The sequence below is a fragment of the Thalassovita gelatinovora genome, from assembly GCF_001458355.1.
Lineage (GTDB): Bacteria > Pseudomonadota > Alphaproteobacteria > Rhodobacterales > Rhodobacteraceae > Thalassobius > Thalassobius gelatinovorus.
This window is the reverse complement of record NZ_CYSA01000026.1, coordinates 91,605-110,957: the sequence shown is the minus strand read 5'-3', so window position 1 is coordinate 110,957 and position 19,353 is coordinate 91,605. Positions and strand designations below refer to the sequence as shown.

25 protein-coding genes are annotated in these 19,353 nt (G+C 58.7%); 12 read left to right on the top strand and 13 right to left on the bottom strand.

The window, feature by feature from the left end; genetic code table 11:
• Positions 1–116: 116 nt before the first annotated feature.
• From TG4357_RS14465 to argH, 3 genes are read right to left on the bottom strand one after another with little or no spacing between them, the layout of a single operon-like run.
• The gene (locus tag TG4357_RS14465; RefSeq protein ID WP_058263616.1) at positions 117–431 is read right to left on the bottom strand and encodes a DUF2834 domain-containing protein; all 315 of its coding nucleotides are present in this window, start codon (positions 429–431) and stop codon (positions 117–119) included.
• Positions 431–571: an argininosuccinate lyase gene (locus TG4357_RS19355; RefSeq protein WP_139193564.1), complete on the bottom strand. Its 141-nt coding sequence runs from the start codon at positions 569–571 to the stop codon at positions 431–433. Before TG4357_RS19355 ends, TG4357_RS14465 begins: the two co-directional genes overlap by 1 nt.
• Entirely contained in the window at positions 568–1,959 is a 1,392-nt protein-coding gene (argH, locus tag TG4357_RS14460; RefSeq protein ID WP_175473914.1) for an argininosuccinate lyase, read from the bottom strand. The genes TG4357_RS19355 and argH overlap by 4 nt, the downstream gene beginning before the upstream one ends.
• 21 nt (positions 1,960–1,980) lie before the next feature.
• Between argH and TG4357_RS14455 the strand changes: the two genes are divergently transcribed.
• The 4 genes from TG4357_RS14455 to phbB all read left to right on the top strand — a co-directional run bounded on the left by TG4357_RS14455 (position 1,981) and on the right by phbB (position 5,757).
• Positions 1,981–2,544: a TlpA family protein disulfide reductase gene (locus TG4357_RS14455; RefSeq protein ID WP_058263614.1), complete on the top strand. Its 564-nt coding sequence runs from the start codon at positions 1,981–1,983 to the stop codon at positions 2,542–2,544.
• Between the two features lie 148 nt (positions 2,545–2,692).
• The gene (locus TG4357_RS14450; protein WP_058263613.1) at positions 2,693–3,529 is read left to right on the top strand and encodes an EAL domain-containing protein; all 837 of its coding nucleotides are present in this window, start codon (positions 2,693–2,695) and stop codon (positions 3,527–3,529) included.
• 144 nt (positions 3,530–3,673) lie between these two features.
• Complete coding sequence (locus TG4357_RS14445; RefSeq protein ID WP_058263612.1) at positions 3,674–4,849, top strand: acetyl-CoA C-acetyltransferase; 1,176 nt, start codon at positions 3,674–3,676, stop codon at positions 4,847–4,849.
• A gap of 185 nt (positions 4,850–5,034) precedes the next feature.
• The gene (phbB, locus tag TG4357_RS14440) at positions 5,035–5,757 is read left to right on the top strand and encodes an acetoacetyl-CoA reductase (RefSeq protein WP_058263611.1); all 723 of its coding nucleotides are present in this window, start codon (positions 5,035–5,037) and stop codon (positions 5,755–5,757) included.
• A gap of 73 nt (positions 5,758–5,830) precedes the next feature.
• Here phbB and TG4357_RS19555 read toward each other — a convergent pair whose 3' ends face one another.
• Entirely contained in the window at positions 5,831–5,983 is a 153-nt protein-coding gene (locus TG4357_RS19555; protein WP_158509084.1) for a hypothetical protein, read from the bottom strand.
• A gap of 108 nt (positions 5,984–6,091) precedes the next feature.
• Here TG4357_RS19555 and TG4357_RS14435 point away from each other — a divergent pair, with 108 nt between their 5' ends.
• Both TG4357_RS14435 and yddG read left to right on the top strand, forming a co-directional pair.
• Positions 6,092–7,039: a transcriptional regulator GcvA gene (locus TG4357_RS14435; protein WP_058263610.1), complete on the top strand. Its 948-nt coding sequence runs from the start codon at positions 6,092–6,094 to the stop codon at positions 7,037–7,039.
• Positions 7,036–7,899, top strand: coding sequence for an aromatic amino acid exporter YddG (gene yddG / locus TG4357_RS14430; protein WP_058263609.1), 864 nt, complete (start codon positions 7,036–7,038; stop codon positions 7,897–7,899). The genes TG4357_RS14435 and yddG overlap by 4 nt, the downstream gene beginning before the upstream one ends.
• Here yddG and TG4357_RS19140 read toward each other — a convergent pair whose 3' ends face one another.
• From TG4357_RS19140 to TG4357_RS14420, 3 genes are all read right to left on the bottom strand, one after another.
• Complete coding sequence (locus TG4357_RS19140; RefSeq protein ID WP_074646725.1) at positions 7,900–8,073, bottom strand: YdcH family protein; 174 nt, start codon at positions 8,071–8,073, stop codon at positions 7,900–7,902.
• Positions 8,074–8,182: 109 nt separating this feature from the next.
• Complete coding sequence (locus TG4357_RS14425) at positions 8,183–8,935, bottom strand: tRNA1(Val) (adenine(37)-N6)-methyltransferase (protein WP_233487514.1); 753 nt, start codon at positions 8,933–8,935, stop codon at positions 8,183–8,185.
• A complete protein-coding gene (locus TG4357_RS14420) occupies positions 8,928–9,143 on the bottom strand; it encodes a putative signal transducing protein (protein ID WP_058263607.1) in 216 nt (71 codons plus the stop codon). The genes TG4357_RS14425 and TG4357_RS14420 overlap by 8 nt, the downstream gene beginning before the upstream one ends.
• A gap of 53 nt (positions 9,144–9,196) precedes the next feature.
• Here TG4357_RS14420 and TG4357_RS14415 point away from each other — a divergent pair, with 53 nt between their 5' ends.
• Positions 9,197–10,198 (top strand): polyprenyl synthetase family protein, encoded by a 1,002-nt coding sequence (locus tag TG4357_RS14415; RefSeq protein WP_058263933.1) that lies wholly within the window; start codon positions 9,197–9,199, stop codon positions 10,196–10,198.
• Here the strand turns inward: TG4357_RS14415 and TG4357_RS14410 are convergent.
• The 4 genes from TG4357_RS14410 to soxR all read right to left on the bottom strand — a co-directional run bounded on the left by TG4357_RS14410 (position 10,191) and on the right by soxR (position 15,244).
• Complete coding sequence (locus TG4357_RS14410) at positions 10,191–11,009, bottom strand: 4-(cytidine 5'-diphospho)-2-C-methyl-D-erythritol kinase (RefSeq protein ID WP_058263606.1); 819 nt, start codon at positions 11,007–11,009, stop codon at positions 10,191–10,193. The two genes, TG4357_RS14415 and TG4357_RS14410, sit on opposite strands and share 8 nt — an antisense overlap.
• Positions 10,996–12,711: a tetratricopeptide repeat protein gene (locus tag TG4357_RS14405; protein WP_058263932.1), complete on the bottom strand. Its 1,716-nt coding sequence runs from the start codon at positions 12,709–12,711 to the stop codon at positions 10,996–10,998. The genes TG4357_RS14410 and TG4357_RS14405 overlap by 14 nt, the downstream gene beginning before the upstream one ends.
• A gap of 297 nt (positions 12,712–13,008) precedes the next feature.
• Positions 13,009–14,655: an electron transfer flavoprotein-ubiquinone oxidoreductase gene (locus tag TG4357_RS14400; RefSeq protein ID WP_058263605.1), complete on the bottom strand. Its 1,647-nt coding sequence runs from the start codon at positions 14,653–14,655 to the stop codon at positions 13,009–13,011.
• A gap of 70 nt (positions 14,656–14,725) precedes the next feature.
• The gene (gene soxR / locus TG4357_RS14395) at positions 14,726–15,244 is read right to left on the bottom strand and encodes a redox-sensitive transcriptional activator SoxR (protein WP_233487512.1); all 519 of its coding nucleotides are present in this window, start codon (positions 15,242–15,244) and stop codon (positions 14,726–14,728) included.
• 77 nt (positions 15,245–15,321) lie between these two features.
• On the opposite strand from soxR, the gene TG4357_RS14390 reads away from it, so the two are divergent.
• From TG4357_RS14390 to TG4357_RS14370, 5 genes are all read left to right on the top strand, one after another.
• Complete coding sequence (locus tag TG4357_RS14390; RefSeq protein WP_058263604.1) at positions 15,322–15,705, top strand: VOC family protein; 384 nt, start codon at positions 15,322–15,324, stop codon at positions 15,703–15,705.
• A 157-nt stretch (positions 15,706–15,862) separates the two neighbouring features.
• Positions 15,863–16,333, top strand: a complete 471-nt coding sequence (gene greA, locus TG4357_RS14385) for a transcription elongation factor GreA (RefSeq protein WP_058263603.1) — start codon at positions 15,863–15,865, stop codon at positions 16,331–16,333.
• 30 nt (positions 16,334–16,363) lie between these two features.
• The gene (locus TG4357_RS14380; protein WP_058263602.1) at positions 16,364–17,386 is read left to right on the top strand and encodes a hypothetical protein; all 1,023 of its coding nucleotides are present in this window, start codon (positions 16,364–16,366) and stop codon (positions 17,384–17,386) included.
• Between the two features lie 95 nt (positions 17,387–17,481).
• Complete coding sequence (locus TG4357_RS14375) at positions 17,482–18,198, top strand: AzlC family ABC transporter permease (RefSeq protein WP_058263601.1); 717 nt, start codon at positions 17,482–17,484, stop codon at positions 18,196–18,198.
• Positions 18,198–18,530, top strand: a complete 333-nt coding sequence (locus TG4357_RS14370; protein WP_058263600.1) for an AzlD domain-containing protein — start codon at positions 18,198–18,200, stop codon at positions 18,528–18,530. The genes TG4357_RS14375 and TG4357_RS14370 overlap by 1 nt, the downstream gene beginning before the upstream one ends.
• 3 nt (positions 18,531–18,533) lie before the next feature.
• On the opposite strand, the gene TG4357_RS14365 is transcribed toward TG4357_RS14370, so the two are convergent.
• Positions 18,534–19,157, bottom strand: a complete 624-nt coding sequence (locus TG4357_RS14365) for a hypothetical protein (RefSeq protein ID WP_058263599.1) — start codon at positions 19,155–19,157, stop codon at positions 18,534–18,536.
• A gap of 42 nt (positions 19,158–19,199) precedes the next feature.
• On the bottom strand, positions 19,200–19,334 hold the full coding sequence (locus TG4357_RS14360; protein ID WP_058263598.1) for an aa3-type cytochrome c oxidase subunit IV: 135 nt from the start codon (positions 19,332–19,334) through the stop codon (positions 19,200–19,202).
• Between the last annotated feature and the right edge of the window lie 19 nt (positions 19,335–19,353).

Below are 19,353 nucleotides of genomic sequence, written 5' to 3'. Positions count from 1 at the left end.
AAGGGCCTCCGGCTCGGGATTTGCGCTCCGCACGGGAGTATTTGAAGAACGATGAAAGCCCTATCACTGTTCCTGCAATACTCCGGGGGTTTGGGGGCTGGCCCCCAACCGGCTTTTCACACCGGGCGGGTGCGTAGGAACAGGTAAAGCGGCAAACCGCAGCCGACCCCGATCAGAAAGGTCGCGGGGATCGCCAGCAGCGCCAACCAGTTGCGGCGCATCGCGACCTCGGCCAGGATCCACAGGGTCAAGGCGATGGCCGTGATGGTCAGATCCCAAAACAACCCCGCCACCGCACCATTGGCCTGCCAGGCGGCGATCATTGCGGTCAAATCAAATCCGTTTTGCTGCAACCAAGGCAGCCGCAGCGCCAGCGGATGTACCGCCCCCCAGACCGCCAGAGCCAGATAGGCCACCCGTAGCAGCGACATCAGAACACGACGCCAATCGTGGCTTCGCCGCTGATCGTGATACCAGATTGGGACGATTTCGGCGCGGGCGCGGTGGGTTCACCATCGGCCCCGCAACCGGTCAGCGCCAAAAGCGCAAGCACGATCAGGACAGGTTTCATTCCAGCACCTTTTTCCAGCGTTCGATCTGCGTCACAACCTGAGCCGGCGCGGTGCCGCCATAGGACATGCGCGACGCGACGGATTTATCCACCCCCAGCACATCGAAAACGGCCTCGGTGATCGGGCCATGTACCGATTTCATATCGGCAAGCGTCAGGTCCGGCAAATCACATCCTTTGGATTCGGCCAAAGCCACAAGAGACCCGGTGACGTGATGGGCATCGCGGAACGGCATATTCAATTCGCGGACCAGCCAATCGGCAAGGTCGGTGGCGGTGGAAAAACCCGATCCGGCGGCGGCGGCCAGCGCGTCGCGGTTGCCGGTCATGTCACTAACCATGCCGGTCATCGCGGCCAGCGCCAGCATCAGGCTGTCGGCGGCGTCAAACACCTGTTCCTTGTCTTCCTGCATGTCCTTGGAATAAGCCAAGGGCAGCCCTTTCATCACCGTCATCAGCGCCACGTTGGCGCCAAAGATCCGGCCGATCTTGGCGCGCAGCAGCTCGGCCGCGTCGGGGTTTCGTTTCTGCGGCATGATCGAGGACCCGGTCGACCATTTGTCCGACATGGTGACGAAGCGGAACTGAGCCGAGGACCAGATCACCAATTCTTCGGCGAAGCGCGACAGGTGCATGGCGCAGATCGAGGCGCAGGACAGGAAATCCAACGCGAAATCGCGATCCGCCACCGCGTCCAGCGAATTGGCACTGGGCCGGTCGAACCCCAAGGCGGCGGCGGTCATATGGCGGTCGATTGGAAACGACGTTCCGGCCAGCGCTGCTGCGCCCAGCGGGCATTCGTTCATTCGTTTGCGGGCGTCCTGAAACCGCGACAGGTCACGGCCCAGCATTTCCACATAGGCCATCATGTGATGGCCCCAGGTCACCGGCTGCGCGGTCTGCAAATGGGTGAAACCAGGCATCACCCAGTCGCTGCCAATTTCGGCCTGACCGATCAGCGCGGTGATCAGCGCCTTGATCCCGTCAATGGCGGCGTCGATCTGATCGCGCACCCAAAGTTTGAAATCGGTCGCGACCTGATCGTTGCGCGACCGCGCGGTGTGCAACCGGCCGGCCGGTTCGCCAATGATCTGTTTCAGCCGGGCTTCGACATTCATGTGAATGTCTTCCAGCGCGGTGGAAAATTCGAATCTGCCGGTCTCGATCTCTGACAAGACCGTGAGCAGCCCTTCCCGAATGGTGTCGGCATCGCTATCAGTTATGATGCCCGTCGCAGCCAGCATGGCGGCATGGGCCCTTGAACCCGCGATATCCTGCGCTGCCATGCGCTGGTCGTACCCGATGGAGGCGTTGATCGCCTCCATGATCGCGTCTGGACCGGCGGCAAAGCGGCCGCCCCACATCTGGTTCGAGGAAGTGTCACTCATGTCTGCCCCTTGGGAGGTTATATGCGCAAATTTGTTTCACTGATCCTTTATACGGCCTTTCTGCTTGGTGCAAATGGCGCACTGGCGGCGGATGCTGCCGCGCTGGCCGCACTGCGTCAGGGCGATATGAAGAAGATGAATTTCCACAGCGCGCCAAAACCATTGCCGGATGTAGTTTTTTTGTCTGAAACCGGCGAAGAGGCGCGGTTGCAGGACTTTGGTGGCAAATATGTGCTGGTGAATTTCTGGGCGACATGGTGCGCACCCTGCCGGGCCGAAATGCCGATGCTGGACGCGCTGCAGGCCAGCTATGGCGGCGATCGTTTCGACGTCGTCACCATCGCCACCGGTCACAATCCGCCGCCAGCCATGAAAAAATTCTTTGCCGATGCCGGGGTTGAAAACCTGCCATTGCACCGCGACCCCAAACAGATGCTGGCGCGCAGCATGGCCGTAATGGGGCTGCCGGTTTCGGTGTTGCTTGATCCTGAGGGGCGCGAAATCGGTCGCTTGATGGGGGATGCGGATTGGAACGGTGCCGAGGCACGAGCGCTGATCGAAGCGCTGATCGCGAGCGATAGGTGACCATCCCGGCGTTGCGATCCGTACCGGATGGCAACGCCGGGCACAATCAAACGAAACTTAAACCTGAAAAACGTTCAAATTTTAATTTTAAGGCACCATTAGAACCTTTGCCACACCCTGCCCCTGCCGAACATCAAAGGGGGTGACTATGGCGGACAGAAAATTCGGGAAAATGGCTGATATTCCTGACGGACAGGACAGCGCCCTGTCCTATGCCGTGTTTCAGCGGGATCGGAACGTTTTGGAAATGGTCAGGAATGCTTTGCACCATAACGAAGCGGCGCTGGCGTTTCAGCCGGTGGTCGAAGCGGGCGATCCCAGTCGGGTCGCCTTCTACGAAGGGTTGATGCGGATATTCGACGACACCGAAAGGGTCATTCCGGCCCGCGATTTCATGGATCATGTCGAAGACACCGAAGTCGGTCGGATGATCGATTGCGTCGCGCTGGAACAGGGTCTGCATATTCTGGCCGATCACCCGCATATCCGCCTGTCGGTCAACATGTCGCTCCGTTCGGCCGGATATCCGCGCTGGATGGAAACTCTGGACCGCGGGCTGACCCGTGACCCAACGGTCGGGGAACGGTTGATCCTGGAAATCAGCGAAGCCTCGGCAATGATGGTTCCGGAATTGGTAACCCCGTTCATGGATCATGTCCGGCGCAAGAATGTCGCCTTTGCGCTGGATGATTTCGGGGCCGGGATCACCTCGCTCAGCTATCTGCGCGAATTCGGATTCGACATCCTGAAAATCAACGGCGATTTCTGCCGCGCGATCCATCGCGACCCCGACAATCAGGTTCTAATCGCGGCGCTGCAAATGATCGCGCAGCATTTCGACATGCTGACCGTGGCCTGCGGCATCGAAACCCGCGACGAAGCGGCGTGGCTGTCTGATCACGGAATCGATTGCCTACAGGGTCATCTGTTCGGCGTCCCGCGGATCAATATGAACTGGCGTCAGGATCAAATAAAGGCGGGATGAGCGCCAATTCCTACCATGGGTGCTTTCGCGCGGTTGCCGCAACGCGGCGAATAAACTATGACGATGCAGAAGGCGAGGAGTCATGGGCCCGCGACAACCGCTCGGCCCCGAGGCTCCTCGATCCTGAAATTGGTGGAGGATACTATGACCAATGTTGTAATCGTTTCCGCAGCTCGGACGGCTGTCGGTTCGTTCACAGGCTCTTTTGCAAATACACCCGCCCATGATCTGGGCTCTGCTGTTTTGGAAGCCATTGTCGCCCGTGCGGGCATCGACAAATCGGACGTGTCCGAAACGATCCTTGGTCAGGTCCTGACCGCGGGTCAGGGTCAGAACCCCGCCCGCCAAGCCCATATCAATGCCGGTCTGCCGATTGAAAGCGCAGCTTGGGGCATCAATCAGGTCTGCGGTTCGGGCCTGCGCGCCGTCGCCTTGGGCGCACAGCACGTCCAGTTGGGTGATGCCAGCATCGTCGCCGCAGGTGGCCAGGAAAGCATGTCGCTGAGCCCGCATGTCGCGCATCTGCGCGCCGGGGTGAAAATGGGCGATATGAAATACATCGATTCGATGATCCGCGACGGATTGTGGGATGCTTTCAACGGGTATCACATGGGCCAGACGGCGGAAAACGTCGCCGAACAATGGCAGATCAGCCGCGACATGCAGGACGAATTCGCCGTTGCATCGCAAAACAAGGCCGAAGCGGCCCAGAATGCGGGCAAGTTCGACGACGAAGTGATCACCTTCACCATCAAGACTCGCAAGGGCGAGATCGTGGTCAATAAGGATGAATACATCCGCCACGGTGCCACCATCGAAGCGATGCAAAAACTGCGCCCCGCCTTCACCAAGGACGGGTCGGTCACCGCCGCGAACGCATCTGGCCTGAATGACGGTGCCGCCGCCGTTCTGTTGATGAGCGCAGACGAAGCCGAAAAGCGCGGTCTGGAACCGCTGGCGCGGATTGCATCCTATGCCACCGCCGGGGTCGACCCGTCGATCATGGGCGTCGGTCCGATCTTTGCCTCGCGCAAAGCGCTGGACAAGGCCGGTTGGTCCGCGGGCGATCTGGATCTGGTCGAAGCCAACGAAGCCTTCGCCGCACAGGCATTGGCCGTGAATAAGGACATGGGATGGGATCCGTCGATCGTCAACGTGAACGGTGGCGCCATCGCCATCGGCCACCCGATCGGCGCTTCGGGCTGTCGGATCCTCAACACGCTGCTGTTCGAAATGAAGCGGCGCGAGGCGAAAAAGGGCTTGGCGACGCTTTGTATCGGCGGCGGCATGGGCGTGGCCATGTGCTTGGAACGTCCATAAGAGGACGATGCCAGACAGAACGACATATCAAGGGGCACCATCCGGTGCCCCTTTTTCGTGAGCACAATGCCGCAACTGCAAAAAAACTTCCGAAAGATCAGATTTCATGACGTAATATTATTGCGAAAACATCAACTTCAAAGTAACAGTGTTACCAACACGCATTGCCAGACTGGAGGACACCCATGGCTAGAATCGCACTCGTCACCGGCGGATCACGCGGCATCGGCGCAGCTATTTCCAAAGCGCTGAAAGCCGAAGGATATGACGTTGCCGCAACTTACGCCGGCAACGATGAGGCCGCCGCCGCATTTACCGCAGAAACCGGCATCAAGACCTATAAGTGGAACGTGGCCGATTACGACGAATCGACGGCGGGCATTGCCAAGGTTGAAGCCGATCTGGGCCCGATCGACGTGGTCGTCGCCAATGCTGGGATTACCCGCGACGCGCCGTTCCACAAGATGACCCCGCAACAGTGGTCCGAGGTGATCGACACCAACCTGACCGGCGTATTCAACACCGTACACCCGATCTGGCCCGGCATGCGGGAACGCAAATTCGGCCGCGTGATCGTGATTTCCTCGATTAACGGCCAGAAGGGTCAATTCGCACAGGCCAACTATGCCGCCACCAAGGCCGGCGATCTGGGCATCGTGAAATCGCTGGCGCAGGAAGGTGCCCGCGCGGGCATCACCGCCAACGCGATCTGCCCCGGCTATATCGCCACAGAAATGGTGATGGCAGTACCGGAAAAAGTGCGCGATTCGATCATCGCTCAGATCCCGACCGGCCGTCTTGGCGAACCCGAAGAAATCGCACGTTGCGTGGTTTTCCTGGCCTCGGATGATGCTGGCTTCATCAACGGATCGACCATTTCGGCCAATGGCGGACAGTTCTTCGTCTGACACGCGCCAAACTTATAAAAACCAAGGGCCGGTCAAAGGACCGGCCCTTTTCGTGCCGTAAGATCGACAGGGATCAGCGGCACGGTTCCGTAAGGCCATTTGCGGCCAGCGGAACCGGAGGACGGGCGAACAGCCAGCCGAACACAGCGCCAAACGCCTTGGCGCGTTCGGCATGGGCAGCGGCAAAAGCGGTTTCGATACGGGTGTTTTGAGCGATTTCAATCATGGCGGCCTCTTTGGATAAGAGTTTTTGATGTGCCTTTAACCTGCACCTTATGAACAAAGCTGACAAACGAGACTTTTCACACCTACAGTTAAGCTGTACTTAACTGATATGCCGGATCGCCTCCCCCCTTTGACCGCTTTGCGTGCGTTTGATTCTGCCGCGCGGCACATGTCCTTTGCCAAGGCGGCCGAGGAATTGCATGTGACTCCTGCGGCACTGTCATTTCAGATCAAATCGCTGGAACAGCATCTTGGTGCGCCGCTGTTCCTCCGCTTGAACCGGGCGGTGGCGCTGACCGAAGCGGGAAAGACGCTTGCCCCCGGTGCATCTGACGGATTTCAGGCCCTGACCGCCGCCTGGCGCGCCACCAAGCGGTTACAGGATCATACGGCCCTGACGGTCACTGCTGGCCCGGCAATGACGGCGAAATGGCTGGCGCCGCGGCTTTATGATTTCGCCCGTGCCCATCCGGACATCGAATTGCGGTTGGCCGCGTCGCTGCGCATGGTCGATCTGGAACGGGACGCGGTCGATGTCGCCATCCGCTTTGGCTATGGCGCGGATGACGGGCTCTATTCGGTGCCGGTGCGCAAGGAATGGATGACCCCGGTGATGACGCCGGAACTGGCGCAAAAATATCCCACACCGGAAAGCCTGAAACAGGCGCCTCTCATTTTCGACGATTCGATCGCGTTCCTGTCCCCGCCCTGCGATTGGCCGACCTGGTTCCGGGCGGTTGGCATCGATCACAGCCCCAGCCGCGGCGCCCATTTTTCCAATGCCGATCACGCCGTCGACGCGGCGGCGACGGGGGCCGGTGTTGCACTGGGGCGCCGCCCGATGATCATCAAGGACCTGTTGGAGGGCCGTCTGGTCGCTCCGTTCAAGGTGGCGATCGAAACCCGTGCTCGGTTTCGTTTTGTTTGCCTACCCGGGGCTGAAACCCGGCCGCAGATCGCCGCCTTCCGTGACTGGTTTCTTGCCGAGATCGAAAAAACCGCACATATATCCGACCAGTTCGAAATCATTCCGGTCGAGGATATCCCCCAAGCATGACAAGCAAACGAGCCACCGCCATCGGGTTCATTGCCGTGCTGCTTTGGGCATTGCTGGCACTGTTTACCGTCGGCACCGCGCCGACCCCGCCGCTATTGCTGAATGCAATCTGTTTTACCGTCGGGGGGACGCTGGGGCTGATCTGGACGATTGCCAACGGCAGCCTGCACCGGCTGAAAACGGTTCCGCTCAAAGTTTACGTTTTTGGCACGCTGGGGCTGTTTGGCTATCACGCGCTGTATTTCAGCGCGTTGCGTCTGGCCCCACCGGCACAGGCTGGGCTGATTGCCTATCTTTGGCCACTGCTGATCGTGCTGTTTTCCGGGCTTCTGCCCGGCGAAAAGCTGAAGACGGGACATTTTCTGGGTGGGGTATTAGGATTTCTGGGGGCAGCGCTGATCATCGGCGGCGGAGAGGCAGGTTTCGATTCTGCCGCGCTGCCCGGCTATCTGCTGGCTTTGGGCTGCGCATTGACCTGGTCGGGCTATTCGGTCTTGTCGCGCCGCGTCGGTACTGCCCCCACCGAATCCGTTGCGGTGTTCTGCATCGCAACCGCAATCCTGTCGGCGGGATTGCACTTGGCACTGGAAACCACCGTCTGGCCCAGCGGTGCAATCGGCTGGGGGGCGGCGCTGGCCTTGGGACTGGGGCCGGTCGGTTTGGCGTTTTATGTCTGGGATATCGGGGTGAAACGCGGCGACATTCAGTTGCTGGGCGTTTCGTCTTATGCGGCACCTTTGTTGTCGACCCTAGTGCTAGTGGCCTTTGGCGTCGCCGTCCCGAGTTGGTCTCTGGGACTGGCGGCTTTGCTTATCACCGGCGGCGCAGCCTTGGCTGCGCGCGCCAGCCTGTCGAATTGATCAGACCAATTCCGAGGTCAGCCGTTCGATTTCTTCCTTAAGTCGCAGTTTCTGTTTCTTCATCGCAGAGATTTCCGCATCAGGCATTCCCGGCGCACGCTGCGCGTCTTCGACCTGTTGCGAGAGGGTGAGGTGTTTCTTCTTCAGCTCTTCGATATGCGAACTCAAGGGCATGGGCAGTCTCCTCTCTGTGAAAGTAATATGACAAGTCCACCACAACTTTTTCGCCCTGTCACGCCGCAGCGCAGCGAGAAGCGGAAATATGCCACCCGACGCGGCCAAATCACTTGGGAAATGGCAAAGCTGCCCCATCTCGCAGCACAGCGCGAATATCAGAAGTATAGCTTTCCTGATCGCGGGTATGGGTATCCCCTTCATGCATTCGGATGCCCGCATGCAAACGAAAGGCGGCCCGCCCCCCCTTTCGACCCCGGATCAGGAACAATTGCGATTCGCGGCCCCGGCGCGGCATCAATGGTAAAACTTGCAAACTGCCCAGCCGCGCCTGCATCGCCCTCAGAAGTTCCGGCAACCGTTCGACCCGCTGAATAAAGCTGACATAGCCCTTGGGCCTGACCCGTCTGGCGGCGGTTTCGACCCAATCGGCCAGCGGCGTTTCACCGCCCAAAGCGATGTCGCGCCCAGGGTCCGCCGCCGACACCGAGGCGTCGCGCAAAAAATAGGGCGGGTTGGCAAACACATGGTCAAATTGTCGGTCGCGCAAATGGGCGGGCAATTGGGCCAGATCGGCCTCGACCACCTCCAACGCGGCCCCAGACTCGGCCGCATTGCGACGTGCGAGCGCAGCATATGAAGGTTGGATTTCCAGCCCTGTGATCCGCATGTCCGGCACTCGCGCCAACAGGCACAACGACGCCACCCCAACCCCACAGCCCAGTTCCAGCGCAGTTTGCCCCGGTGTGCCCGGAACCGCTGCGGCCAACAGCACCGGATCGACCCCGGCGCGGTATCCCCGTGCGGGCTGCCACGCCGTGACCCGTCCCCCCAAAAATTGGGACTGGGTCAGATCATCCATCCAAAGCGATCCCATTGTCGCGTAAAATACGCTGACCGGTTGTCAGATCTTCGTCCCGCACCATCAACCGGCGCGGCAAAATGCCAATACTACCTTCGAGAACGCTCATGTTTACGTCCATTTCAAACCAGTCTATACCCTCGCCCTGAAGCAGAGCCTTGGCGAAAGCGATCGACGTCGGATCGGTGGTGCGCAGAAGCTGTTTCATAATGGGGAATATGGGCATAGCGGCAGATTTGTCGAGCCATGTATGAGGTTGTGATGAACTTACATCAAGCATCCAGCAAACCGCATGAGCTTCTGGCCACGCATCTTGAAGCCAAAATGCAGGCTGTGAACACCCTGATACATGACCGGATGGCATCTAAACACGCCCCGCGCATTCCAGAAGTGACGGCGCATCTGGTCGATGCCGGTGGCAAACGTCTGCGCCCGATGCTGACCTTGGCTGCGGCTGAGCTATGCGGGTATCAAGGACCGTTCGACGTGCATCTGGCCGCGACGGTGGAATTCATCCATACCGCCACCCTGCTGCATGACGATGTGGTGGACGAAAGCGGGCAACGCCGTGGCCGTCCCACCGCCAATCTGCTGTGGGACAATAAATCCAGCGTTCTGGTCGGCGATTATTTATTTGCCCGCGCATTTCAGTTGATGGTGGAACCGGGCAATCTGCGGGTTCTCGACATTCTGTCAAATGCTTCGGCTACGATTGCCGAAGGTGAGGTTCTGCAACTGACGGCGGCGCAGGATCTGCGCACGGACGAAGCGATTTACCTTCAGGTCGTGCGCGGCAAGACGGCGGCGCTGTTTTCGGCCGCCACGCAGGTTGGTGGTGTGATTGCCGAAGCGCACGAATCCGAGATCAGCGCGCTGTACGATTATGGCGATGCCTTGGGCATTGCGTTCCAGATCGTTGATGACCTGCTGGATTATCAGGGCGACAGCAAAGCCACCGGCAAGAATGTCGGCGATGATTTCCGCGAACGGAAACTGACCCTGCCGGTAATCAAGGCGGTGGCCAAGGCAGATACCGAGGAACGCGCGTTCTGGACCCGAACCATTGAAAAGGGTCGTCAGGAAGACGGCGATCTGGAACATGCCCTGGTGCTGCTGAATAAGCATGACGCGTTGCAAGACACCCGTCAGGACGCGCTGTTCTGGGCCGACAAGGCTAAGCAATCAATGTCACAATTGCCCGATCACAGTTTACGTCAATTGCTGATCGATCTGGCCGATTACGTGGTCGCGCGGATCAATTGAGCCGCACAGGCTGCACCCACCAATCGGGGCGTTGCAATACGGTCGCTGCTTTTGTCGCGGCGTCAGCGGTTTCGTAGAGACCAAAACAGGTCGCCCCTGACCCCGACATCCGCGCCAATCTGCACCCTGCGGTGGCGGCAATCGACCGCAGCACATCGCCAATGGCGGGCTGCGCCACGATGGCCGGGCCTTGCAGATCATTGCGCTGTTGCCCCAGCCAACCGATCAGCGTTTCGAAATTCAGCGCTGGTGGCAGCGGTTCCATCGGTGGATTGTCCTTACGCGACAATCCTTGGAAAACCGCCCCGGTTGGCACTGGCACGCCGGGATTGATCAACACGGCATGCAGAGTAGGCATGTTTTCCAAGACCGTCACGTCTTCACCGATCCCGCGCATAATCGCCGCCTGACCAATCAGGCAAACCGGAATATCAGCCCCCAACGACAGCCCCTGTTCGGGTATGATGCGCCCGGTCAGATCACGGATTGCCAACAAAACGGCAGCCGCATCTGATGACCCGCCACCGATCCCCGCCGCTGCGGGCAAGTGTTTTTCCAACCCGATTTCCGCACCGACGCGCATCAACCCTGCCGCCCGCAAGACAAGGTTTTCCGGGCCGGTTGGCACCCCCGACGCTTTGGGGCCAGACACGGTCAGCGTCGCAGTTTCCGACAGGCGCAGGGTAATCCGGTCACCACAATCGGCGAACATCACCAGCGAATCGAGCAAATGATAGCCATCTGCCCGTTGGCCGGTGACATGCAAGGTCAGGTTTACCTTTGCCGAGGCAAAGGTCTCAGTGCTCGCCATTGGCCACCTTCAGCGGCGGCGCCCCTTCAGCGATCAACACCGCGTCCAGACCGATTTCGAGCTTCTGGCGGATACGGTCGGGATCGACTTCACCCGCGGCATCTTCATAATCGACGAAAGACAGCGCCCGGCGCCATTGAAATTCCGCCTCGCGCTTGCGCCCGACCGCCCAAAGAACATCGCCCAGATGATCGTTCACCACCGGATCGACCGGCATCAGTTCGGCGGCACGTTCCATATGCGGCACTGCTTCGTCATAGCGACCCAGCCGGAACAGCACCCAGCCCAGCGAATCAACGATATAGCCGCTGTCGGGCCGCGCCGCGACGGCGCGTTCGATCATGTCGAGCGCCTCGTCCAGTTTGACCTGCTGTTCGACCATCGAATAGCCGAGGTAATTCAGCACCTGCGGATGTTCGGGGTTCAGGTCCAGCGCGGTGCGAAAATCCTTTTCCGCACGATCCCATTCGTTCAGCCGCTCATAGCAGATCGCGCGGGCATAATAGATAAACCACTGGCTTGGATCGGTGCCTTCATGCAGCGCAAGTGCGGCATCATAGGCCGCAACCGCGTCTTCGAAACGATCAAGCTGCCGCATCAGATCGCCCAGCGTGACATTCACGATGGCCTGATCGCCGTGACTTTTGGCCAGTTGTTCCAAAACTTCGACCGCGGCGTCGACACGGCCGGATTTGCGCAGCGCCTCGGCGCGGCCCAGTTCGGCGGCATGAAAGGCGGGGTTGTCACGGCTGACTTTCTTATAGGCGTCCACAGCCAGATCATAGCGTTGCAGATCTTCCAGCAGCCCCGCGCTCAGCAGGATCGCATCGGTATGATCGGGACGCAGATATTCCGCAACACGGGAATAAAGCAGCGTATAATCCTGCCCGGCTTCAGTACTCAGCGCTGCGGCGACCGAATAGAACACTTCGGCCACACCTTCTTTGGGCGATCTGACCATGGTAAAGGGCAGGCTTTCGCCCTTGTCCAACACGGCATGCATGTCGCGTAGCACCGGGTCCAGATCAGGGCCGAACAGACCGACAATCATCTGCGCCGCATCTGCGCCGCGATCCAGTTGGCTAAGCATTTCTACATGCGCGATGGCACCGCGCCGGGTCACTTGCATTGTCGTGCCGACATTTTCTGAAAAAATCGCTTCGGCGGATTCGAAATCACCAACCGAGGCCAACGCCAGCGCTTTATGATAAAGGGCAAATCCCTGCAAGCCGCGTTTTTCTGCAACGTCATCATAGATTTTCAGCGCCGCCGAAACCTGGCCTTGGCCCATCTTCGCCCAAGCCTGAACCAAGCCGTCGACCAAGGGACCAACGCTGCGTTCCTGATTGCTGCGGGCATCCAGCTTGTCGAACCGTTCATGTTCTGCATCGTCGGCCATCAGGATCATCTGCGCGATCTGACTGTCTGGTCCGAATTCTTCCAACTGACGGGCCATCGGGATGGCGCGGTCCAGCCGCCCCAGCGACAATTGCGCCTGCGCCGCCGATTCCAGAAGCGCCGGATTCGACGGATCGCGGGCCAAAGCGCGGGCGTAATATTCCGCCGCAGTTTTGTAATCGGCAGTCATCCCGGCCTGTCGAGCCGCCAGATAGGACCCGGCAAGCCCCTGCGCCTGCACCGGTGACACCCCGCTGACCCCGATGGCAATCGTCAGAACAGCACTTGTCACCCAGTTTTTCATCATACCCTTGGTCCGCGATTATTGATCCGTTCAAAAACAGACTAACGCGCCGAGCGGCAAAGGCAATCAAGATGGGCAGGAAACCCCGCGCCCCGGCGGGGAATCACCGAAATGTCAGGCCAGAAGGTCGTAAGTTGTGCCGACCGGCCGCGTGTACGTTTCTTCACCCGGGTCGCGCACACGTTTGGCAATTCGGCCCGACATCAGTCAACGGCACTTATCTCTCTGCATGGGCAGAACTGCCATCAAACAAAAAGGGCGCCCAGCGGCGCCCTTTTTCGGTCTTTTCGATAAGGATCACATATTCGGGTAATTCGGCCCGTCACCGCCCTGCGGCGTGGTCCAGTTGATGTTCTGGGCCGGATCCTTGATATCGCAGGTCTTGCAGTGGACGCAGTTTTGGAAATTGATCACGAATTCCTGCTTGCCGTCCTTTTCGACCACTTCATAAACCCCTGCCGGGCAATAGCGCTGCGCCGGTTCGTCATACATCGGCAGATTGTTGGAAATCGGCACCATCGGGTCTTTTAGCTGCAAATGGCAGGGCTGGCTTTCCTCGTGGTTGGTGAAGGAAAAACTGACATTGGTCAGCCGATCGAAGCTCAGCGTGCCATCCGGTTTGGGATAATCGATCGGTTTGTGCACCGAAGCCGGTTCGGTCGCCGCCGCATCGGTTTTGCCGTGTTTAAGCGTGCCAAGCAGCGAGAATCCCAGCGTGTTGGTCCACATGTCGAACCCGCCAAGCGCCAAGGAAGCCGTCAGGCCGAATTTCGACCACAGAGGTTTGACGTTACGGACCTTTTTCAGATCCTTGCCGATCGCGCCCTTGCGGACCTCTTCTTCATAATCATGCAGCTCGTCGCCCGATCGGCCGGTCTGGATCGCCCTATAGGCGGCTTCGGCAGCGACCTTGCCCGACAGCATGGCGTTGTGGTTGCCCTTAATCCGCGGCACGTTGACCATGCCGACCGAACAGCCCAGCAGCGCCACGCCGGGGGCCACCATCTGCGGCATCGACTGGTATCCGCCTTCAGAAAGCGCCCGCGCACCATAGGCGACGCGCTTGCCGCCCTTCAGCAGTTCGGCCACCATCGGGTGATGCTTGAAGCGCTGGAATTCCATGTAGGGGTACAGGTGCGGGTTTTTGTAATTCAGATGCACCACGAAACCGACATAGACCTGATTGTTTTCTAGATGATAGATGAACGATCCGCCCCCGGCATTGCTGCCCAGCGGCCAGCCCATGGTGTGGGTCACGGTGCCTTCCCGGTGCTTGGCCGGGTCGATTTCCCAGATTTCCTTCATCCCGAGGCCGAATTTCTGTGGTTCCTTGCCATCGGACAGCCCGTAGCGCTCGATCACTTCCTTGGCCAAACTGCCGCGCACACCTTCGGACAGGAACACGTATTTACCATGCAGTTCCATCCCCGGTTCGTATCCCGGTCCTTGGGTGCCATCGGGGTTTTTACCGAATTCTCCGGCAACGACGCCCTTGATCGTCCCCTTGTCGCCATAAACCAGTTCTGAACAGGCCATGCCCGGGAAGATTTCCACGCCCAGTTCTTCGGCTTGTTCAGCCATCCAGCGGCAAACATTCGCCATCGACACGATGTAATTCCCGTGATTGTTCATCAACGGTGGCATCGGGAAATTCGGTACTCGCACCCCGCCAGCTTCGCCCAGCATGTAAAAGTTGTCTTCTTTCACCGGCACGTTCAGCGGTGCGCCCTTTTCTTTCCAGTCGGGGATCAGCGCATCAAGACCGCAAGGGTCCAGAACCGCACCGGACAGGATATGCGCCCCGACTTCAGAGCCTTTTTCCAGAACGACGACGTTCAAATCGGCATCCAACTGCTTCAACCGGATCGCTGCTGACAGGCCCGCCGGGCCTGCGCCGACGATCACTACGTCATATTCCATCGCTTCCCGTTCGGTTTCCGACATGGGTGGCCCTCCTCTGGATCCGGCGCGTAATTAAATTTCAGACGTGATTACCGCGCTGCAGCATTGTCCGTCAATCGCGACGAGGCGTTAAATCCGCGCGATCACGGTCATTATCGACGACTTCAGGGCTGTCGCCCAGCAAATAACGCGGCCCCTGCCCTTTGCTTCGGGCGCGATCATGATCGTTGTACAAAGCGCATTTGGGTAAAGACAGGCAGCCACACCCGATGCAGCCATCAAGATTGTCGCGCAGTTTTTCCAGCGTCGCGATGCGCTGATCCAGCGCCTGCCGGAACTGTTTTGAAATGCGCCTCCAATCGGCAGGCGTGGGGGCGCGCCCGTCGGGCAGCCCCTTCAGCACATCGCGGATTTCGGCGATGGAGAAATCAAATTTCTGCGCAATCATGACAAAAGACAGCCGCCGAATATCGGCACGCTCGAACCGGCGCTGACCGCCCGCATTGCGCCAGGCGGAAATCAACCCCTGCGATTCGTAGTAGCGAATTGCCGACACTGCCAACCCAGTTCGCTCCGCCAATGCCCCGATGGGCAATCCGATCTTTGGACGCAAGCTGTTGTTTTTAGTCAATTCTAACTCCTTGACCTAAAGTTAGGTTTAGACATTAGCTTGAATCCATCTTGAAAATCAACAGCTAAGGTTTCCCAATGACTACGCATCTTGAACATGCCAATTTCACCGTCACCAATCCCGAAGCCACGGCAAAATGGCTGTGCGATGTCTTCGGCTGGCACATCCGATGGCAGGGTGGCGCAATAGATGATGGCTATGCCATCCATGTCGGATCGGATGACAGCTATGTCGCGGTCTATGCCCCACCGGTCGCACCGCAAAAGGCGACCAGGTCGCGGTACCGCACGATCGGCGGGATGAATCACCTCGGCGTGGTGGTCGATGACCTCGACGCGACCGAGGCGCGGGTAAAGGCGGCCGGGTTCACCCCGATCAACCATGCCGATTACGAACCGGGGCGACGGTTCTATTTTGTCGATGGCGACGGGATCGAATTCGAGGTGGTCAGCTATGCGTAACGATCTGCCCCACCGGAATATTTGGCGATATTTCGCACCGCTACCTTCGCCACCCCCTTGCATTATGCCCATGCATTGGTTCAGGTAATTCGACACGAACTAAAAAACATCAACGGTGGGCGTTCCGCGCCCGCCGCTCCGTCATGGAAAGGGCCCCATGGAAAAGTTACCGATGACCCGCGCGGGTTTTGCTGCGCTCGAGGTGGAATTGAAGCACCTGAAATCGGTCGAACGACCGGCCATCATTCAGGCAATCGCCGAAGCGCGAGAACTGGGCGATCTGTCGGAAAATGCCGAATATCATTCCGCCCGCGAAAAGCAGAGCTTTATCGAAGGTCGGATCAAGGAATTGGAGGGCGTGATTTCGCTGGCCGAGGTGATCGACCCCAAATCGCTTAAAGGTGCGATCAAATTCGGCGCGACCGTCACCTTGGTTGATGAAGACACCGACGAAGAAAAGGTCTGGCAGATCGTTGGCGAATACGAAGCCAATATCGAAAAAGGTCTGCTGAACATCAAATCGCCCATTGCGCGCGCCCTGATAGGCAAGGAAGAAGGCGACAGCGTCGAAGTGCGCACCCCCGGTGGGGAACGTTCCTACGAAGTTTTGAAGATAGAATTCATTTGATCCTGATTTCAGGGGTAGCGAGTGCCAGACATGGCTGACAAGCAAAACGGCCGCCCGATCACGCCGTTGGGTCTATATGACAAGCCCAGCCGGGCAAAGGTCACGACAATCGAACTTGTCGCGATCCTGCTCAGCGGTGTCTGGATGGTTGTATCGGGCTGGTTCTTCATGACGCTCGAAACCCCGGTGGAAGTCGAAGGGCCTGACGGCTTACGGTTCCTGATGACGCTTCTGGTGATCTTTTTACCGGTGGCGATGATCTGGGTCGGCGCGACGGCGGCAAGGTCCAGCCGAGTGATGCGCGAAGAAAGCGCCCGGCTGCAAGCCGCGATTGATGCCATTCGACAGGCATATGTGGCACAGTCGCAGGGCCGCGATCTGGCCAACGAACCCGCCGTCACCCGCAAACTGGACGAAATTGCCGATGCACAGCGGAAAACCGAAACCGCCTTGGCGACCTTCACCAGCAGCCGCGATCGTGCCTCGGGGACGATCCGCCCGACGGTGCAGCCGACGGTACCCGAAGGCACCGACAACCAGGCCCCGCTGCCATTGGGCACCCCCGCCGAAGAAATCGGCCCGCCGCTGTCGCGGGCGGATTTCCTACGGGCGATGAATTTCCCTGAAACCGCCGAGGATGAAGAAGGCTTCGCCGCGCTGCGCAAGGCCTTGAAGGATCGTCAGGCGGCGCAGTTGATCCAAGCCAGCCAGGATGTTCTGACCCTGCTCAGCCAAGACGGCATCTATATGGACGATATGCGCGCCGATCTGGCCCGGCCCGAAATCTGGCGCCGGTTCGCGGCGGGAGAACGCGGCCGCACCATTGCCAAGATCGGCGGCATCCACGACCGCAGTTCACTGGCCCTGACGGCGGGACGGATGAAACAAGATCCGATCTTCCGCGACGCAGCGCATCATTTTCTGCGCCGCTTTGACAAGATGTTCCAAGATTTCGAACAGGCCGCATCGGATACTGAAATATCCGAAATGTCCGAAACCCGCACCGCCCGTGCTTTTATGTTGCTGGGCCGGGTTGCCGGAATTTTTGACTGATTTTAGACTGAGCGTCAAAAAATGCGCTCTGCCGTTTGCATCCTAGACCAGTCGCCGATAGGACTGACGTTCTTTACATATTAAGTGTTATATCCATGACGTCTTCTCAGTCCCGTTCGCCGTATTGGCAAGGTTTCCGCGATGGCCTGCCCTTCTTGCTTGTCATCGCTCCCTTCGGTCTGCTGTTTGGTGTTGTCGCCACCGAAGCCGGGTTGAGCGTGTTCGAAACGCTGACCTTTTCCGTTGTGGTGATCGCTGGGGCGGCCCAGTTCACCGCCCTGCAACTGATGTCGGAACACGCACCGACAGCGATCGTTCTGGCTTCGGCGCTTGCGGTCAATCTGCGCATGGCGATGTATTCGGCTTCGTTAACGCCACATATCGGGGCGGCCCCGCTATGGAAACGGGCGGTGATCGCCTATTTTACCGTCGATCAAAGCTATGCCTGTTCGATCGTGGCCTATGAAGAAAACCCAAGCTGGAGCGTGGCCGATAAGACCGCCTATTTCATGGGGACCGTCACGCCAATTTGCCCGATGTGGTATGGGTTCACCCTGTTGGGATCGCTGATCGGTTCGTCGATGCCATCGGGACTGGCGCTGGATTTCGCCATCCCGATCACCTTCCTTGCCATCATCGCCCCAGCGTTGCGGACCCCGGCCCACCGGGCGGCCGCGCTGGCTTCGGTCGTGCTGTCACTGGCGTTCAGCTTCTTTCCTTATAACCTTGGGGTTCTGGTTGCCGGTCTTGGCGCGATGATGATCGGGGCACAGGTCGAACTGTGGCAGGATCGTCGGAACGGAGACGCATGATGGAAGGGATCGACAGGACCACGCTTTGGACGGTGATCATCCTTCTCGGGCTTGGCAGTTTTGGATTGCGTTTTGTCTTCACCGGCCTGATCGGCGACCGGGTAATGCCGGAATGGCTGCTGCGGCACTTGCGATACACGGCTGTGGCGGTGTTGCCCGGGCTGGTCGCGCCTTTGGTGATCTGGCCGACCGGCACGGGTGGCGATTTCGACCTGCCCCGGCTGGTTGCCGCGCTGGTGACGCTGGGTGTCGGATATGTCACTAAAAATGTGCTGGCCGCCATCGGTTCCGGCGCGGCCAGTCTTTATACCCTGCTCTATCTGCTGGGATAGCGGTTACGAATTGTTCTGCTGTTTAACGCGTTCGGGATCATAGGTTTCAAACGCCTTGAACCGGTCTTCGTCGTCATATTCGTAAAGCTGCTGCGTGCTGACCGTGGGAACCTGACTGAATTGTTCGGACAGGTTATTGGGATAATATGTCGGCTTGATGTTCAGTTCTGGCAACTGCGACAGGATCGTCGAGGTGCTTTGTGAACACATCGCATCGGGAACTTCGCCATAGCTCATCGCCAACTGCAACGCCTTCTCCGCAGTTTCGGGCGAAACCTCCATCCGCTGCACAACAACATGAAATGTCTTGCGGGCATGGAACCGTGCATAGACATCCTGCAATTGGGGCGTGACATTATAAACCACGTCATTGCGAGCCACGATGCCGTGCTTGCGAAACGAACCGGCGGGATCGAAGATCACCCGCTGGCTACCGTTGATCATCAGCGATGAATGCGCACCCGAACCATTGCTGTTGTTGACCATCGTATAAAGGGTCAATGCCGGTGGGCCGTCGTGGCGATAGATCGATTTGGCCAACACGTCGTCGGCAATCGGAGGATCTTTCTTTACGACACAACCCGCCGTAGCGGTCACGGCGCAAAGCGCCAGGATAAATCCACGCATTATGACCCCCTGATCATCGCACCCGGTTCCAGGAACCGGGTATTAGCTGTTGACCAGCGCCATGAAGATCAGAATGGCAATGATGGCAACGACCGACCATTTGACGAAAGTCACGAAACCCGCAAAGGTTTCTTCCTGAACGTGAGCGTCCATTTCACCATGCTTGTGTTCAGCCATTTTCACATTCCTTCACAGT

Coding starts and splice junctions, on each gene's coding strand:
- TG4357_RS14465 (WP_058263616.1), bottom strand. CDS start 431: ATGTCGCTGCTACGGGTGGCCTATCTGGCTCTGGCGGTCTGGGGGGCG.
- TG4357_RS19355 (WP_139193564.1), bottom strand. CDS start 571: ATGAAACCTGTCCTGATCGTGCTTGCGCTTTTGGCGCTGACCGGTTGC.
- argH (WP_175473914.1), bottom strand. CDS start 1,959: ATGAGTGACACTTCCTCGAACCAGATGTGGGGCGGCCGCTTTGCCGCC.
- TG4357_RS14455 (WP_058263614.1), top strand. CDS start 1,981: ATGCGCAAATTTGTTTCACTGATCCTTTATACGGCCTTTCTGCTTGGT.
- TG4357_RS14450 (WP_058263613.1), top strand. CDS start 2,693: ATGGCGGACAGAAAATTCGGGAAAATGGCTGATATTCCTGACGGACAG.
- TG4357_RS14445 (WP_058263612.1), top strand. CDS start 3,674: ATGACCAATGTTGTAATCGTTTCCGCAGCTCGGACGGCTGTCGGTTCG.
- phbB (WP_058263611.1), top strand. CDS start 5,035: ATGGCTAGAATCGCACTCGTCACCGGCGGATCACGCGGCATCGGCGCA.
- TG4357_RS19555 (WP_158509084.1), bottom strand. CDS start 5,983: ATGATTGAAATCGCTCAAAACACCCGTATCGAAACCGCTTTTGCCGCT.
- TG4357_RS14435 (WP_058263610.1), top strand. CDS start 6,092: ATGCCGGATCGCCTCCCCCCTTTGACCGCTTTGCGTGCGTTTGATTCT.
- yddG (WP_058263609.1), top strand. CDS start 7,036: ATGACAAGCAAACGAGCCACCGCCATCGGGTTCATTGCCGTGCTGCTT.
- TG4357_RS19140 (WP_074646725.1), bottom strand. CDS start 8,073: ATGCCCTTGAGTTCGCATATCGAAGAGCTGAAGAAGAAACACCTCACC.
- TG4357_RS14425 (WP_233487514.1), bottom strand. CDS start 8,935: ATGGATGATCTGACCCAGTCCCAATTTTTGGGGGGACGGGTCACGGCG.
- TG4357_RS14420 (WP_058263607.1), bottom strand. CDS start 9,143: ATGAAACAGCTTCTGCGCACCACCGATCCGACGTCGATCGCTTTCGCC.
- TG4357_RS14415 (WP_058263933.1), top strand. CDS start 9,197: ATGAACTTACATCAAGCATCCAGCAAACCGCATGAGCTTCTGGCCACG.
- TG4357_RS14410 (WP_058263606.1), bottom strand. CDS start 11,009: ATGGCGAGCACTGAGACCTTTGCCTCGGCAAAGGTAAACCTGACCTTG.
- TG4357_RS14405 (WP_058263932.1), bottom strand. CDS start 12,711: ATGAAAAACTGGGTGACAAGTGCTGTTCTGACGATTGCCATCGGGGTC.
- TG4357_RS14400 (WP_058263605.1), bottom strand. CDS start 14,655: ATGTCGGAAACCGAACGGGAAGCGATGGAATATGACGTAGTGATCGTC.
- TG4357_RS14390 (WP_058263604.1), top strand. CDS start 15,322: ATGACTACGCATCTTGAACATGCCAATTTCACCGTCACCAATCCCGAA.
- greA (WP_058263603.1), top strand. CDS start 15,863: ATGGAAAAGTTACCGATGACCCGCGCGGGTTTTGCTGCGCTCGAGGTG.
- TG4357_RS14380 (WP_058263602.1), top strand. CDS start 16,364: ATGGCTGACAAGCAAAACGGCCGCCCGATCACGCCGTTGGGTCTATAT.
- TG4357_RS14375 (WP_058263601.1), top strand. CDS start 17,482: ATGACGTCTTCTCAGTCCCGTTCGCCGTATTGGCAAGGTTTCCGCGAT.
- TG4357_RS14370 (WP_058263600.1), top strand. CDS start 18,198: ATGGAAGGGATCGACAGGACCACGCTTTGGACGGTGATCATCCTTCTC.
- TG4357_RS14365 (WP_058263599.1), bottom strand. CDS start 19,157: ATGCGTGGATTTATCCTGGCGCTTTGCGCCGTGACCGCTACGGCGGGT.
- TG4357_RS14360 (WP_058263598.1), bottom strand. CDS start 19,334: ATGGCTGAACACAAGCATGGTGAAATGGACGCTCACGTTCAGGAAGAA.